Origin of the sequence: Lysobacter zhanggongensis (genome assembly GCF_046638635.1) — a bacterium.
GTDB classification, from domain to species: domain Bacteria; phylum Pseudomonadota; class Gammaproteobacteria; order Xanthomonadales; family Xanthomonadaceae; genus Novilysobacter; species Novilysobacter luteus.
Genome location: NZ_JBJXHK010000004.1, coordinates 68,706 through 83,425, shown reverse-complemented (window position 1 = coordinate 83,425; position 14,720 = coordinate 68,706). Strand labels below are relative to the sequence as shown.

The following is a 14,720-nucleotide window of genomic DNA, read 5'->3' as shown; positions in this document are numbered from 1 at the left end:
GCCGCCCCTCCCTGCGCCGCCGTCACCGCCGCGGCCGGTCGTGGCCACCGCGTTGCCGCTCGAGCCGGAGTCGCTGGCGTCGGCGTCGCCCGAATCGGCGCTTGCCGTGGCCGAGGAATCGGCATCACCCGAGTCCGAAGCCGAGTCGGAGGTCGCATCGGCGTCGGCATCAGCGTCGCCGTTGTTGTCCTCCAGGGCCGCCGCGATCGCCGCAGCGATCGAACCGGACGCGGCGTCGCTGTCGGAATCGGCATCCGCATCGGCGTCCGTGTCGCCGCTGTCGGCTGACGCGCCGCCCAACCGGACGCTGGCCGCGATCGAATCGCCGCTGTCGGCGCCATCGCCGCCATCGCCGTCGCCACCATCGCCACCACCGCCAAAGCCCCAGCCGCCACCGCCGCCGTCACCACCGTCGGCATCGCCCGCGTTGGCCGCGACATTGCCGATGTTGCCTACGCCTACGCCGCTGACCGACCCGTTGAGCTCGGTCGATGCGATCGCGATGTTGGTGTTGAACGAGCTTTCCCAGTTGGCGGTCGCGTTGCTGTGGTTGTTGGCCGCTGCGTTGCCCAGGCCGTCGGCGTTGGCTTCGCCGTCGTTGTTGCGGTCGTCGCCGCTGTGGTCGTCGGTCTGCGAGGCGTCGAGGTCCAGCGCGAGGTCGAGCGTGGTGCTCTCGTCGTTGTAGCTGTCGTCGATGTCCTGGTCGAGGTCGCCATTACCGGCTTCGTCAGCTGACTGGGCCCAGGCGGGTGAGGTGAAACCAAGCGCCAGGAAGACTGCTGACGCCACCAGTGTTTTACGAATGCGCATGTCGTTCTCCTTCGAAAGGCGCCGGCCGGATGCAGGGGGGTGCCTCCGCAGCGGCGCACAGTTGGATACGCATGGGCGATGCCAGCGCCGGCGGGACAGCGGCCAGGCCTTGGTAGTGCTGGCGATCAGGTGATTCCGCCGGGGTCAGGGGGATGCGGACGCGTCGCGCGCGCGTCGAGGCGTGCCGGAACGATTCAATCCTGCAACCTGACGTGTCTCGTCACCCGTTACGGATGCTGGTTGGCAGGCCGCAGCCGTGAGGCCTGCAGGACTGGCGGGGGCCGTTCATGCCGATGTATCCAAATCGACACGCTAATTGGCGTTCCGGTTTAAGGCGTGTTTCGGGTGTCCTAAAAATCAATGACTTGAAGATTTTTTCTCAGCCATTTCCTAGGTATCAGCCCAGCTACCGCTTGGCGATGCCTCTACGCCCCGCCGCGCGCCTTCTCGCGCGCTTCACGCAGGCGCGCGAGTTTTTCACCCAGCTTGATCTCCAGCCCGCGGTTGACCGGCCGGTAGTAGGTTCGCTCGCCCATCGCGTCGGGAAAACCGGTCTGGTCCAGCGCGATGCCGCCTTCGGCCTCGTGGTCGTACTGGTAACCCTTGGCGTAGCCGAGCTGTTTCATCAACTTGGTCGGCGCATTGCGCAGGTGCAGCGGCACCTCCTGGGTGCCGTGCTCGACCACGTCGCGCCGCGCTGCCTTGTAGGCGACGTAGGCGGCGTTGGACTTGGCCGTGGTGGCCAGGTAGATCGCCAGTTGCGCGAGGGCGAGTTCGCCCTCGGGGCTGCCGAGTCGTTCGTAGGTGTCCCACGCTTCGATCGCCATCGTCTGTGCGCGCGGGTCGGCCAGGCCGATGTCCTCGGTGGCCATCCGGGTCAGCCGCCGGGCGAGATAGACCGGATCGCAGCCACCATCGAGCATGCGCGCGAGCCAGTACAACGCCGCGTCGGGGTTGGAACTGCGCACCGACTTGTGCAGTGCCGATATCTGGTCGTAGAACTGCTCGCCGCCCTTGTCGAACCGCCGCGTTCGGTCGGCCAGCACCTGCGCGAGGGTGGCTTCGGTGACGGTGCCCGACTCGCCCAGCGCCAGCTCGGCGGCGATCTCCAGCAACGTCAGTCCACGCCGGACGTCGCCGTCGGCGGCACCGGCGATCTGCAACAGCGCCTCTCCGGACACGTCGAGCCCCTGCCCGCCGAGGCCCCGCTCCTCATCGGCCAGTGCCCGCCGCAACGCCTCGGCGATGTCGTCCGCCGACACCGCCTCCATCACGTGCACCCGGCAACGCGAGAGCAGCGCGGAGTTGAGCTCGAACGACGGGTTCTCGGTGGTGGCGCCGACGAACAGGATCGTCCCGCGTTCGATGTGCGGCAGGAACGCATCCTGCTGGGCCTTGTTGAACCGGTGCACCTCGTCGACGAACAGCACCGTCCGGCGGCCATTGGCGAAGCGCTCGGCGGCTTCGGCCAGCACCACGCGCACGTCCGGCAACCCCGACAGAACCGCGGAGATGGCGCGGAATTCCGCGTCGGCGTACTTGGCCAGCAACAGCGCCAGGGTGGTCTTGCCGCAGCCCGGCGGCCCCCACAGGATCATCGAGTGCACCCGGCCGGCTTCCACCGCCCGCCGCAGGGCGGAGCCGGGGGCGAGCAAACGCCGCTGGCCAACCATCTCGTCGAGCGTCTGCGGGCGCATGCGCTCGGCCAGCGGACGCAGTGCGTCGCTGGCGGGGTCGCTGCCGACCAGGTCGGAACCGGGGGTGGGGGTTTTGCGACGCGCCACGGGGTCGGTCATCCGGAGGAGAGCCGACACGATAGCGAAGGCGCGCCCGAAGGCGAAGGCATCGGGATGCGCGGAATGATCAGCCCACGTGGCTGCCAGATCCCGGTTGCGGGATCAGCGGGCTGCGACCGCGGGCTCGGCCTCATCCGCCCAGTTGGACGTGGTCCCGAGTTCGTAATCCAGCCGCACCCAGTCACCGGAGCTGCGGTCATACAGTGCCCGGACCTGCGCCGGGGTGGTGCCCTCCCCCGCGAATTCGGCCGTACCCATCGCTGCCACCTGGAGGAAGCGGCCGCCGGCGCTCGCGGCAGTCACGTGGGTGGTCACCAGCTCCACCGCCTGGCTTGAGAACTCCGCGTCGAGCGCGGCATTAACATGCGCGTCCAGTTCGGCAGCCAGCTGGGAATCGAGCGGGACCGGGTCCGACGCCGGGTCCGGGTCGCCCAGACGCAGGGCCGGCACGCCGGCTGTGGCCGTCTCGGTGTCGTAGAGAACATCGAACTGGAACGCGACCCATTCGTCGTCGCCGCCGATGCGGAGCCTTCCTTCACCGGTAACGGTGCGGTCGCGGATGCTCGCGGGCATGACCGCGACCTCGTCCAGACGCACCTCGACCTTGCGCTCACCAAACTCCGTCGCAACTGCGCCGATCACCGCTGCCGCCACGGCGGCATCCATCGACTGGTCGCCCTCGATGCGCGAGTCGGGGGCGGTATCCCGCGCCTGCGCGTGCACCCAGTTCGGGCCGGTTGCAGGCTTCTGGGCGATGGCGACCGAGGTCAGCACGCCAGCGGACGCCATCATGGCGACGAGGACGGATTTGCGAAGAAGGTGACGGTGCATTGCGGGTTCCTGCGGCGCCGGAACGTGGCGCATGGACCGCACTGTGGACGCGTCACCGTCGAGGGGCCGTGATCCCAAGTCATTGAAAATGAACGGATCATGTTCATGACCCCGCACACGGCTGGAGATGCCGCGCCGCATACGAAAACGGCGAGGAAGCCCTCGCCGTTTTCCACGCCACGCTCGTGCTATTCAGCCGCCGCCGATCACGTCAACGCCCTTGGCCGGGGTGTACTTGAAGGTATCCGCTGCGAAGCGGGGATTGCGCTGCCAGCCAGTAAACCGGATTTCGGTGCGCTGGCCGATTGCGTCTACTACCTCCATCTTCACCAGGGCGGCTTCATCGAAGCCCAACCGGGCGCTGCGGAAACTGGCTTCCTGGCCGTCCCGCGGGGTCAGCTTGAGCCAAGACACGCCGTTGGCTTCGCCGCTCTCCTCCACCTGGAACATGGCGTCCAGCCGCTCAGGCTCGAACAGCGCCGCAAGCGGGCTGCTCTGCTCCTCAATCCCCTGTTCGCGTACGGTCACCTGGGCGAGATCCGGGTCGTAGATCCACACCTTCTTGCCGTCGGCGACGATCAACTGCGGATACGGCTTGGTGTACTCCCAGCGGAACAGGCGCGGGACCGACAGCTGCACTTCACCGCGGGAGGTCTCCTTGAGCTTGCCCTGCGAGGTATACACCTGCTGCACGAACTGCCCATCCAGGCCCTTCAGGCCCTTGGTGAAGGTGTCGAGGTCGTCGCGGGCACCGGCAAAGGCACTGCCGGCAGTGACGGCGCACAACAGCAGGCCGGTGGTCCAGCGGGTCATCTGCTTCATTCAATCGGTCTCCGATCAGCGTGGTCGCAGTGTGTGGGGACGAAGCTGAACGGGTGTTCGATGCCGGAGACGTCCGTTCACCTGCGCCCGTCGCCCCCTAGTCGCGCGGCGGCGGCGGGGCCAGCACGCTGCGGTCGCCGTTGTGTTCGGCCGGCGACACGACTCCGGCAGCCTCCATTGCCTCTACCAGCCGGGCGGCCCGGTTGTAGCCGATCTTGAGCCGGCGCTGCACGCCGGAGATCGACGCGCGACGGGTCTCGGTCACCACGCGCACCGCCTCGTCGTACAGCGGGTCCGACTCATCGCCGGCACTGGCGCTCTCGGGCAGGCCGGTGGCACCGACGACCACACCGTCGCCCATGGTCTGTACGTCCTCAAGCACGCCCTCGATGTAATCGGGCTTGCCGCCGACCTGCTTGAGGTGCTCGACCACGCGATGCACTTCCTCGTCCGACACGAACGCGCCATGCACGCGCTCGGGCATCGCCGTGCCGGGCGGCAGGTACAGCATGTCGCCGTTGCCCAGCAGCGCCTCGGCGCCGGACTGGTCGAGGATGGTCCGTGAATCGATCTTGCTCGACACCTGGAACGCGATGCGGGTCGGGATGTTGGCCTTGATCAGGCCGGTGATGACGTCGACCGAGGGACGCTGGGTCGCGAGGATCAGGTGGATGCCGGCCGCGCGCGCCTTTTGCGCCAGCCGCGCGATCAGCTCCTCCACCTTCTTGCCGACGATCATCATCATGTCGGCGAATTCGTCGATGAAGATGACGATGTGCGGCAGCGGCTCCAGCTGCGGCGGCGCCTCGTCGATGTCGGGGTTGGGCTTGAACAGCGGGTCCAGCATCGGCTGGCCGGCCTCGATCGCGTCGCGCACCTTCTTGTTGAACCCGGCCAGGTTGCGCACGCCGACGGTCGACATCAGCTTGTAGCGGCGCTCCATCTCGGCCACGCACCAGCGCAGGCCGTTGGCGGCCTCCTTCATGTCGGTCACGACCGGAGCAAGCAGGTGCGGGATGCCCTCGTAGACGCTCAGCTCGAGCATCTTGGGGTCGATCATCAGCATCCGAAGGTCCTTCGCAGAGGCCTTGTAGAGCAGGCTCAGGACCATCGCGTTTACGGCCACGGACTTGCCCGAGCCGGTGGTGCCGGCCACCAGCAGGTGCGGCATGCGCGCCAGGTCGGCCACCGTCGGGCGGCCGGAAATGTCCTTGCCCAGCGCCAGCGTCAGCGGGCTGTGGGACTTGTCGTACTCCTTGGACCGCAGCAGCTCGGACAGGTAGATCATTTCGCGCTGGGTGTTCGGCGTTTCCAGGCCGATGACCGACTTGCCGGGGATCACGTCGACCACGCGCACCGACTTCACCGACAGGCCGCGGGCGATGTCCTTGTCGAGCGAGCTGATCTGGCTGACCTTGATGCCTGGTGCCGGCTCGATCTCGAAACGAGTGATCACCGGCCCGGGGTAGGCACCGACCACGTTGGCGTCGATGCGGAAGTCCTTGAGCTTGAACTCGATCTGGCGCGACAGCGTTTCCAGCGTCTCGGGGCTGTAGCCCTTGGGCTGCGGCTTGGGGTCGTCGAGGAGCGCCAGCGGCGGGATGCCGGTGCCGTCACCAACGTGGAACAGCGGGATCTGCTGCTCGCGCTTGGCCCGGTCGCTCTTCTCGACCGCTGCAGGTGCCGGCGGCTCGATCTTGACCGGCGCCCGCTTCGCCCGTAGCTCGGTGTCGACCTTGCGGACCTCCTCGCGCTCCTCGCGCATCGCGCGGGTCTGCTGCCACTCGGTCGCGTGGCGGCTGCCGCGCCGGAACAGCCGCGACAGCACCGGGCCAAGGGCCAGCACCCACCGGCCGATCCGGTCCATCACGCTGAACCAGGAAATGCCGGTGGCCAGCGTCACCGACACCAGCAGCAACGCCAGCAGGAACAGGTTGCCGCCTACCGGACCGAAGCCGCTGTACAGCGAGCGCCCCACCAGCTGGCCCAGGATGCCGCCCGCTCCCGCCGAGAAATCGAGCACCGGTCCGATCCGCAGTTGCAGCAGTCCGGTGGCCGACACCAGGAACCCGACGATGCCAACCAGCCGCAGGGCCGGCCCGAACTCGGCATCCTCGTCGACGTCGGCGTCAGCCCGGAACAGCGCGATCCACGCGATCAGGCCCAGCACCACCGGCAGCAGGAACGCCACGTAGCCGGTCAGGTACAGCAGGATGTCGGCCAGCCATGCGCCAACCTGCCCGCCGCGGTTGTGCAACGGCGCCGTGACGCTCCCGGACTGCGACCAGCTCGGGTCGGTCGGGGAAAAGGTGACCAGGCACACCAGCAGGTACAGCAGCAACGGCGCGATGAGGATCAGCGCGATGTCGCGGGTCAGCCGCTGCCGGCGCGTCGAGGGCTCGGCGCGGGTCTGGTCGGGGGTCTTTTTCCTGCGGGTTGCGGTCGAGGCTTGCGCCACCGTAATGCTCTGCCTTAGCTAGATAACGTTAGTCATTGAATATACGGATTAAACGACCAACGCGACAGCTGACCCGCCGGCGCCGTCCCAGGCGGGGCGGGTCGCAACCGTTCTACAGCTTCATGTCCAGCAGCGCCGGATGGACCAGCTTGCCGCCTTCGACGTTGATGCCGCGCGCCAGCGCGGGGTCGTCACGCCAGGCGCCACCGGCCGCGAGCCGGTTGACCCACGGCAGGATCGCCGCGCAGATGGCCTGCGAGCTGGTCTGCGGCACCGAGCCGGGCATGTTGGTCACGCAGAAGTGGGTCACGCCCTCCTCCACGTAGGTCGGCTCCTTCCAGGTGGTCGGGCGCGAGGTCTCGAAGCAACCACCCTGGTCGATCGAGATGTCCACCACCACGCTGCCATCCTGCATGCCCTTCAGCATTTCGCGGGTCAGCACGCGCGGCGCCTTGGCACCGGTCACCAGCACGGCACCGACCACCAGGTCGGCCGAAGCGACCTCGCGGGCCACGACGTCGTGGTACGGGTAGAGCGCGGTGACGTTGGGGCCCAGCGCCATCATCTCGTCCATGCGATCGGTCCGCATCTCGAACACGGTGACGTTGGCGCCACCGGCCGCGGCCAGTGCCGCCGCGGCGCCACCCGCCTTGCCCGCGCCGAACACCACCACCTTGCCGCGCTCGGTCGACGGCAGGCCGCCGAGCAGCTTGCCCTTGCCGCCCTGCGGCTGGTGCAGCAGCGTTGTGCCGACTTGGGTGGCGATCTTGCCGGCGATGATCGACATCGGGGCCAGCAGCGGCAGGTCGCCGTTGGGCAGCTCGACGGTCTCGAAGGCGACGGCGGTCAGGCCGATGTCGAGCAGACGGCGGGTCAGCTCCGGCTCGGCCGCCAGGTGCAGGTAGCAGAACAGCAGGTGGTCCTTGCGCAGGTGCTGCAGGTCGCCGGCGATTGGCTCCTTCACCTTCACGATCATCTCGGACTTGCCGTAGAGCTCGGCGGCGTCGGCGGCGATGTTCACGCCCAGGCGGACGTACTCGTCATCGCTGAAACCGCTCTTGATGCCGGCGTCCTTCTCCAGCCAGACCTCGTGGCCACGCTTGACCAGGTCGCCGGCGGCGGCCGGAACGAGCGCGACGCGCCCTTCGAGGGTCTTGGTTTCCTTCGGTACACCGATACGCATTGCGCTGCTCTCCGCTATGCCAGAAAAAAACGCCGCGTCGGAGCGGCGTCTGGCCAGGTTGTGTGGGTTCCCGGTCCGTCGTCGATGCCACGGCGCTGAAACACTGCGTCCGTGGAAGCTGCCTTGTTTTGCCGGGACGCCGCCGCCAAGCTATGGCTCGAGCCGGCCGCGGTCGCCACTGGTAGTGCCAGTGCACCGCGGCCTTGTTTTCGCGCCCCAAGGCGCGTCCCGCTATCGCCGCGATTATACCCATGACCCCAAGCAAGCACGCCCGCCTGATCATCCTCGGCTCCGGCCCCGCCGGCTGGACGTCGGCGGTCTACGCCGCCCGCGCCAACCTCAAGCCGCTGGTGATCACCGGCCTGCAGATGGGCGGCCAGCTGATGACCACCACCGAGGTCGACAACTGGCCGGGCGACGCCCATGGCCTGATGGGGCCCGACCTGATGGCGCGGATGCAGGCCCACGCCGAGCGGTTCGACACCGAGGTCGTGTTCGACCACATCCACAGCGCCGACCTGTCCAGGCGCCCGTTCCGGCTGACCGGCGACAACGGCGAGTACACCTGTGACGCGCTGGTCATCGCCACCGGCGCCAGCGCCAAGTACCTGGGGATCGAGTCCGAGCAGAAGTACATGGGCAAGGGCGTGTCGGCCTGCGCGACCTGCGACGGCTTCTTCTACAAGGAGCAGGACGTGGCGGTGATCGGCGGCGGCAACACCGCAGTCGAAGAGGCCCTGTACTTGTCCAACATCGCCCGCAAGGTTTACCTGGTGCACCGCCGCGACAGCCTGCGCGCCGAGAAGATCCTGCAGGACAAGCTGTTCGCCAAGGCGCAGGCCGGCAAGATCGAGCTGGTCTGGGACCACACCGTCGACGAGGTCCTCGGCGACGACAGCGGCGTCACCGGCATGCGGCTGCGCTCGACCAGGGACAACGCCACCCGGGAGATCCCGGTCAACGGCTTCTTCGTCGCGATCGGCCATACCCCGAACACATCGCTGTTCGAGGGCCAGCTGGAGATGAAGAACGGCTACCTGCAGATCACCTCCGGGCTTGCCGGCAACGCGACCCAGACGTCGGTCGAGGGCGTGTTCGCCGCGGGCGACGTCGCCGACCAGGTCTACCGCCAGGCGATCACCTCGGCCGGCTTTGGTTGCATGGCAGCACTGGACGCGGAGAAGTTCCTCGACCAGGGCGAGTGACCGCCCTGCCGCGCGGATTGCTCCCCGCGCGCTCCGGGCGAAGATGAAGGCATGTCCGACGTCCGACTGATCGACCGGCTGGAGACCATCCCTGCCACGGCGTGGGACGGGCTGCACGACGGCGCCAATCCGTTCGTCGCGCACGCCTTCCTGTCAGGGCTGGAGACGCATGGCTGCCTGCGGCCCGAATGGGGCTGGACGCCACGCCACCTGACCCTGTGGCGCGATGGCACCCTGGTGGCCGCCGCGCCGGGCTACCTCAAGCACAACTCGCACGGCGAATTCGTGTTCGACCACGCCTGGGCCCATGCGTATGCCCAACACGGCCTGGAGTACTTCCCCAAGCAGCTGTGCGCGGTGCCCTACTCGCCCGTGACCGGCCCGCGCCTGCTTGCCGCCACCGGCGGCGAACGCCAAGCACTGCTGGCAGCCATGGTTGCGACGGCGTCAGATGCGCGGCTTTCGTCGGCGCACGTCAATTTCCACACGGCAGCCGAAGACAGCGACTTCAATGAAGACTGGCTTCCCCGGGTCGACGTGCAGTACCAGTGGCACAACGACGCGGGCTGGCGTGACTTCGCCGATTACCTGGACGCGTTCGACCACCGGCACCGCAAGAACATCCGGCAGGAGCGCGCGAAGGTCGCCCGCGCCGGCATCGGGTACCGGGTAGTCGACGGTAGTGACGCGACGCCGGCCGACCTGGCGACGATGCATCGCTTCTACCTGCAGACCTTCGCCGAATACGGCAACCACCCGGCGCTGACGCTGGCATTCCTGCACCACCTGGCCGAGACCATGCCCCGGTCGCTCGTACTGGTGATCGCCGAGCGGGCCAATGGCGCGGCAGTGGCCGGGGCGCTTTGCCTGCGCGGTCGCGAAACGCTGTACGGGCGTTACTGGGGCGCCACCGAGACGATCCCCGGCCTGCACTTCGAGACCTGCTACTACCAGGGCATCGAGTACTGCCTGCGCGAGGGGCTGTCGCGATTCGAGCCCGGCGCGCAGGGCGAGCACAAGCTGGCGCGGGGGTTCCTGCCCCGCACGGTCCGCAGCCGCCACTGGATCGCGCACCCCGCCTTCCGGGAGTCTCTGCGCGCGTGGTGCACGGACGAAGCCGAGGCGGTTCGCCGCTACTCGCAGACCCTCGCGTCGCGTTCGCCGTTCAAGTCCACCCCATCCACCCGGGCGCGCAGCGATGCCGATCCGTCTGCCTGAGCTGCCCGCGGATCCGGACGGGCCATTCCCGGACCCGCGCACGGCGCTGCGCGAACCCGACGGGCTGCTGGCGATGGGCGGCGACCTGACATCGACGCGGCTGCTCAACGCATATGCGCACGGGGTGTTTCCCTGGTATTCCGACGGCCAGCCGCTGCTGTGGTGGTCGCCCGACCCCCGGACCGTGTTCCGAACCGAGGGTGTCCGCCTGTCGACCCGGATGCGGCGCACGTTGCGCCGGTCGGACTGGACCGTCCAGGCGGACGCCGACTTTGAACGGGTCATCGATGCCTGCGCCTCGATCCCCCGGGACGGCCAACCCGGCACGTGGATCACGCCGGCGATGCGCGCGGCCTACCTGCGGATGCACCAGCTTGGCCACGCACACTCGGTGGAGGTGCGTGACGGCGACCGGCTCGTCGGTGGGCTGTACGGGGTGGCCATCGGGCGCATGTTCTTTGGTGAGAGCATGTTCAGCGCCGCGTCCGGCGGATCAAAGGTGGCGTTGGCAGGCCTGTGCCGGCGGCTGGTGGAGTGGGAGTGGCCGCTGCTCGACGCCCAGGTCGAGAATCCGCACCTGCTCACCCTGGGGGCGGAGTCGTGGCCACGCGAACGGTTCCTGCAGGCGATCGCGCCGCTGGTCGCGACGCAGGAGTCTTTCGATTGGCGGACCCGGTTCGGCGTGCTGCCCGCCCGGGCGTTGGCCTGAATGCCTGTATTCCCGGCTTTTGCCTGATCGGCCACATCGTGGCAGAATGCCCGGCTTCGCGGCCGCGTTTCGCGCCGCCTGACCGCAGCAACCAGGAAACACATGGCAAAAGACGACGTGATCGAATTCGAGGGCACGGTGGCGGAAACACTTCCGAACACCATGTTCCGTGTGCGCCTCGAAAACGGGCACGAAATCATTGCCCACATCTCGGGGAGGATGCGCAAGAACTACATCCGCATCCTCACCGGCGACAAGGTCAAGGTGGAAATGACCCCGTACGATCTGACCAAGGGACGCATCACCTACCGCATGAAGTAATCGCGGTAAGTTACTGAAAGAAAAGGCGGCCATTGGCCGCCTTTCTTCGTTCCCGGCTTGTGCATGCCTACACGGTGGCCGGCAGCAGCCGCTCGGGTTCGGCCTGCGCGTCGACCACCAGCTCGCCGTCCTTGACGTCGATGGTCACGCGACCACCGCCGACCAGTTTGCCAAACAGCAGCTCGTCGGCCAGCGGTCGCTTGATCCGGTCCTGGATCACCCGCGCCATCGGCCGCGCGCCCATCATCGGGTCGAAGCCGTGCTGGGCCAGCCAATCGCGCGCCTCCGTCGTGGCGCTCATGGCGACGTCCTTCTCGTGCAACTGGGCCTCGAGCTCGATCAGGAACTTGTCGACCACCCGCAGGATGTGCTCGAAGCCGAGCGCCTGGAACTGCACCACCGCGTCCAGCCGGTTGCGGAACTCGGGGGTGAAGCCCTTGCGGATCACTTCCATCGCATCGGTGCTGTGGTCCTGCTTGGTGAAGCCGATCGAGCGGCGCGACGCCTGGGCCGCGCCGGCGTTGGTGGTCATCACCAGGATCACGTTACGGAAGTTGGCCTCCCGCCCGTTGGTGTCGGTCAGGGTGCCGCGGTCCATCACCTGCAGCAGGATGTTGAAGATGTCCGGGTGGGCCTTCTCGACCTCGTCAAGCAAGAGCACGCAATGCGGCGTCTTGACGATCTTCTCGGTCAGCAGGCCGCCCTGGTCGAAGCCGACGTAGCCCGGGGGCGCGCCGATGAGGCGGCTGACGGAGTGCGGCTCCATGTATTCGGACATGTCGAATCGCACCAGCTCGATGCCCAGTTGCAGCGCGAGCTGGCGGGTCACCTCGGTCTTGCCGACACCGGTCGGACCGGCGAACAGGAAGTTGCCGATCGGCTTGTCGGGGTTGCCCAGGCCCGAGCGGGACAGCTTGATCGCCGACGCCAGGGACTCGATCGCCGGGTCCTGCCCGAAGATCACCATCTTGAGGTTGCGCTCGAGGTTGCGGAGCACGTCCTTGTCGGTCGCCGAAACCTGCTTGGCCGGGATTCGCGCCATCTTGGCAACGATCGTCTCGATCTCCTCGACGTCGATGTTGGCCTTGCGCACATCCATCGGCAGCAGCCGCTGGCGCGCGCCGGCCTCGTCGATCACGTCGATGGCCTTGTCCGGGAGCAACCGGTCGCCGATGTGCTTCACCGACAGGTCCACCGCCGCCTGCAAGGCGTCGTCGGCATAGGTGACGCCATGGTGGGCCTCGTACTTGGGCCGCAGGCCCTGCAGGATCTCGAACGCTTCGCCCACGGTCGGCTCGATGATGTCGATCTTCTGGAAGCGCCGCGCCAGCGCCCGGTCCTTCTCGAAGATGCCGCGGTATTCCTGGAACGTGGTCGAACCGATGCAGCGCAGATCGCCGGACGACAGCGCGGGCTTGATCAGGTTGCTGGCATCCATCGTCCCGCCCGACGCCGAGCCGGCGCCGATGATGGTGTGGATCTCGTCGATGAACAGCACCGCGCCCTCGATCTTCTTCATCTGGGCGAGCACCGCCTTGAGGCGTTTCTCGAAGTCGCCGCGGTACTTGGTCCCGGCCACCAGCGCGCCCAGGTCGAGCGCGTAGATGGTCGCGTCCTCCAGGACCTCGGGGATCTCGCCATCGACGATGCGCTTGGCCAGGCCCTCCGCGATCGCGGTCTTGCCCACGCCGGCCTCGCCGACGTAGAGCGGGTTGTTCTTGCGGCGGCGGCACAGCACCTGGATGGTCCGTTCGACCTCTTCGGCGCGACCGACCAGCGGGTCGATCTTCCCGTCGCGTGCCAGCTGGTTCAGGTTGACCGCGAACTCCTCCAGCGCGTCGGCCTTGCCCTCCTCGCCCTCCACCGCCGGCGCATCGGACTCGGCCGGGTGCGCCTCGCCCTCGCCCTGCTTGGCGATGCCGTGGGACAGGAAATTCACCACGTCCAACCGGGCGATGTCCTGCTGGTTGAGGTAATAGACGGCGTGGGAGTCCTTTTCGCCGAAGATCGCCACCAGCACGTTGGCGCCGGTGACCTCCTTCTTGCCGGAGGACTGCACGTGGTAGACCGCTCGCTGCAGCACGCGCTGGAAGCCGAGGGTCGGCTGGGTGTCGCGGTCTATGTCGTCGGGCAGCACCGATACCGACGTGGCGATGGCCTGCTCGAGGTCGCCACGCAGGCGCGGGAAATCGGCGCTGCAGGCCTTGAGCACGGTCTCGGCCGAGGGGTTGTCGAGCAGCGCGAGCAGCAGATGCTCGACGGTCATGTACTCATGGCGCTCCTCGCGGGCGCGCTTGTAGCACTGGCCGATGCTGAACTCCAGGTCCTTGCTGAACATTGGAAAGCCTCTGAAAGCTGTTGCGGTCCTAGATGGGGGTGCCCGCATGCTTTTCCATGTCACCCCAGCGCGGTGGAAGGGTCACGATGCGGCCGGTTCCGCTTCCATTTATCCAACGAACGATGCGGTGCCTGCAGGCCTCCCGGTCACGCTTTTTCCATCGTGCACAACAAGGGATGCTGGTTCAGTCGCGAGAACTCGTTGACTTGTGCCACCTTCGATTCGGCCACTTCCCGCGTGAAAACCCCGCATACGCCCCTACCCCGCGTGTGCACGTGGAGCATGATCTGGGTGGCCTTCTCGGCGGTCATCGGGAAAAACCGCATCAGCACCTCGACGACGAAATCCATCGGGGTGTAGTCGTCGTTGAGCAGCAGCACGGAATACAACGGCGGGCGCGCGACTTCGGGTTTGCTGGTCTCGACCAGGGCACCGTGGTGGTGGTCGTGTTCGGGCGATCTTGGCATCGGTGGATTATAGGTCGCCCGGCCGCCGGAGCGATGGACGGCGACACGGTGGGATCGGCAGAATGAACGCCTCACTCGGGGGATCCGCCAATGAAGATGCTGCCTGTCATCCTGCTGCTCACCACCGCGCTCGCCGCAGGCGCCGCGGCTGCCGAAGCCGACCCTGCCGTCGCCAGCCAGCTCGACGCGCTCGGTACGAGCTACGAGATCGACGAGGACGGCGACTACATGATGGTGTTCGAGGCCGGCGAAGGCCGCAGCCAGCTCGTGTACATCCGGTCCCCCATCTACGAGTACGGCGCCCACACGATCCGCGAGATCTGGTCGCCGGCATACCGCGCCGAGAACGGCGCGTTCCCGGCATTGGTCGCCAACCACCTGCTCGAGGCCAGCAACGACACCAAGCTCGGCGCCTGGACCAAGCAGGGCGAGTACGCGGTATTCGTCGTCAAGGTCTCGGGCGATGCGAGCAACGAGGAGATCCGCGACGCGATGACCGCCGCCAGCGAGGCCGCCGACGAGATGGAAATCGAGCTCACCGGCGGCGGGGACGACTTCTGAG

At 67.5% G+C, this 14,720-nt stretch carries 12 protein-coding genes and 1 pseudogene; 5 read left to right on the top strand and 8 right to left on the bottom strand.

Going from position 1 to position 14,720, the window contains the following annotated elements; all coding sequences use genetic code 11:
* The 6 genes and pseudogenes from ACKVMH_RS01760 to ald all read right to left on the bottom strand — a co-directional run.
* Positions 1–810: pseudogene (locus ACKVMH_RS01760) on the bottom strand (hypothetical protein); the annotation flags it as partial.
* A 425-nt stretch (positions 811–1,235) separates the two neighbouring features.
* Positions 1,236–2,594, bottom strand: a complete 1,359-nt coding sequence (locus ACKVMH_RS01755; protein ID WP_412699014.1) for a replication-associated recombination protein A — start codon at positions 2,592–2,594, stop codon at positions 1,236–1,238.
* 114 nt (positions 2,595–2,708) lie between these two features.
* Complete coding sequence (locus ACKVMH_RS01750) at positions 2,709–3,437, bottom strand: hypothetical protein (protein WP_412699013.1); 729 nt, start codon at positions 3,435–3,437, stop codon at positions 2,709–2,711.
* A gap of 192 nt (positions 3,438–3,629) precedes the next feature.
* Positions 3,630–4,259 carry an outer membrane lipoprotein chaperone LolA gene (lolA, locus tag ACKVMH_RS01745; RefSeq protein WP_412699012.1) on the bottom strand — a complete coding sequence of 210 codons (630 nt, stop codon included), beginning with the start codon at positions 4,257–4,259 and terminating at the stop codon, positions 3,630–3,632.
* 97 nt (positions 4,260–4,356) lie between these two features.
* Positions 4,357–6,717, bottom strand: coding sequence for a DNA translocase FtsK (locus ACKVMH_RS01740; RefSeq protein ID WP_412699011.1), 2,361 nt, complete (start codon positions 6,715–6,717; stop codon positions 4,357–4,359).
* Between the two features lie 112 nt (positions 6,718–6,829).
* Positions 6,830–7,900, bottom strand: coding sequence for an alanine dehydrogenase (ald, locus tag ACKVMH_RS01735; RefSeq protein ID WP_412699010.1), 1,071 nt, complete (start codon positions 7,898–7,900; stop codon positions 6,830–6,832).
* A gap of 251 nt (positions 7,901–8,151) precedes the next feature.
* Here ald and trxB point away from each other — a divergent pair, with 251 nt between their 5' ends.
* The 4 genes from trxB to infA all read left to right on the top strand — a co-directional run bounded on the left by trxB (position 8,152) and on the right by infA (position 11,353).
* Entirely contained in the window at positions 8,152–9,105 is a 954-nt protein-coding gene (gene trxB, locus ACKVMH_RS01730) for a thioredoxin-disulfide reductase (RefSeq protein ID WP_215218016.1), read from the top strand.
* Between the two features lie 51 nt (positions 9,106–9,156).
* Positions 9,157–10,323: a GNAT family N-acetyltransferase gene (locus tag ACKVMH_RS01725; RefSeq protein ID WP_412699009.1), complete on the top strand. Its 1,167-nt coding sequence runs from the start codon at positions 9,157–9,159 to the stop codon at positions 10,321–10,323.
* Positions 10,304–11,032 carry a leucyl/phenylalanyl-tRNA--protein transferase gene (gene aat, locus ACKVMH_RS01720; RefSeq protein ID WP_412699008.1) on the top strand — a complete coding sequence of 243 codons (729 nt, stop codon included), beginning with the start codon at positions 10,304–10,306 and terminating at the stop codon, positions 11,030–11,032. Before ACKVMH_RS01725 ends, aat begins: the two co-directional genes overlap by 20 nt.
* A gap of 102 nt (positions 11,033–11,134) precedes the next feature.
* Positions 11,135–11,353: a translation initiation factor IF-1 gene (gene infA / locus ACKVMH_RS01715; protein ID WP_031372296.1), complete on the top strand. Its 219-nt coding sequence runs from the start codon at positions 11,135–11,137 to the stop codon at positions 11,351–11,353.
* 67 nt (positions 11,354–11,420) lie between these two features.
* Here infA and clpA read toward each other — a convergent pair whose 3' ends face one another.
* The gene (gene clpA, locus ACKVMH_RS01710; protein WP_412699007.1) at positions 11,421–13,691 is read right to left on the bottom strand and encodes an ATP-dependent Clp protease ATP-binding subunit ClpA; all 2,271 of its coding nucleotides are present in this window, start codon (positions 13,689–13,691) and stop codon (positions 11,421–11,423) included.
* A gap of 146 nt (positions 13,692–13,837) precedes the next feature.
* Positions 13,838–14,158, bottom strand: coding sequence for an ATP-dependent Clp protease adapter ClpS (gene clpS, locus ACKVMH_RS01705; protein ID WP_215218020.1), 321 nt, complete (start codon positions 14,156–14,158; stop codon positions 13,838–13,840).
* 90 nt (positions 14,159–14,248) lie between these two features.
* Between clpS and ACKVMH_RS01700 the strand changes: the two genes are divergently transcribed.
* Positions 14,249–14,719, top strand: a complete 471-nt coding sequence (locus tag ACKVMH_RS01700; protein WP_215218021.1) for a hypothetical protein — start codon at positions 14,249–14,251, stop codon at positions 14,717–14,719.
* Position 14,720 lies beyond the last annotated feature (1 nt).

Excerpts from the sequence above, each read along its gene's own strand:
- clpS (WP_215218020.1), bottom strand. The coding sequence starts at position 14,158 with ATGCCAAGATCGCCCGAACACGACCACCACCACGGTGCCCTGGTCGAG.
- ACKVMH_RS01700 (WP_215218021.1), top strand. The coding sequence starts at position 14,249 with ATGAAGATGCTGCCTGTCATCCTGCTGCTCACCACCGCGCTCGCCGCA.
- ACKVMH_RS01750 (WP_412699013.1), bottom strand. The coding sequence starts at position 3,437 with ATGCACCGTCACCTTCTTCGCAAATCCGTCCTCGTCGCCATGATGGCG.
- trxB (WP_215218016.1), top strand. The coding sequence starts at position 8,152 with ATGACCCCAAGCAAGCACGCCCGCCTGATCATCCTCGGCTCCGGCCCC.
- lolA (WP_412699012.1), bottom strand. The coding sequence starts at position 4,259 with ATGAAGCAGATGACCCGCTGGACCACCGGCCTGCTGTTGTGCGCCGTC.
- ald (WP_412699010.1), bottom strand. The coding sequence starts at position 7,900 with ATGCGTATCGGTGTACCGAAGGAAACCAAGACCCTCGAAGGGCGCGTC.
- ACKVMH_RS01725 (WP_412699009.1), top strand. The coding sequence starts at position 9,157 with ATGTCCGACGTCCGACTGATCGACCGGCTGGAGACCATCCCTGCCACG.
- clpA (WP_412699007.1), bottom strand. The coding sequence starts at position 13,691 with ATGTTCAGCAAGGACCTGGAGTTCAGCATCGGCCAGTGCTACAAGCGC.
- infA (WP_031372296.1), top strand. The coding sequence starts at position 11,135 with ATGGCAAAAGACGACGTGATCGAATTCGAGGGCACGGTGGCGGAAACA.
- aat (WP_412699008.1), top strand. The coding sequence starts at position 10,304 with ATGCCGATCCGTCTGCCTGAGCTGCCCGCGGATCCGGACGGGCCATTC.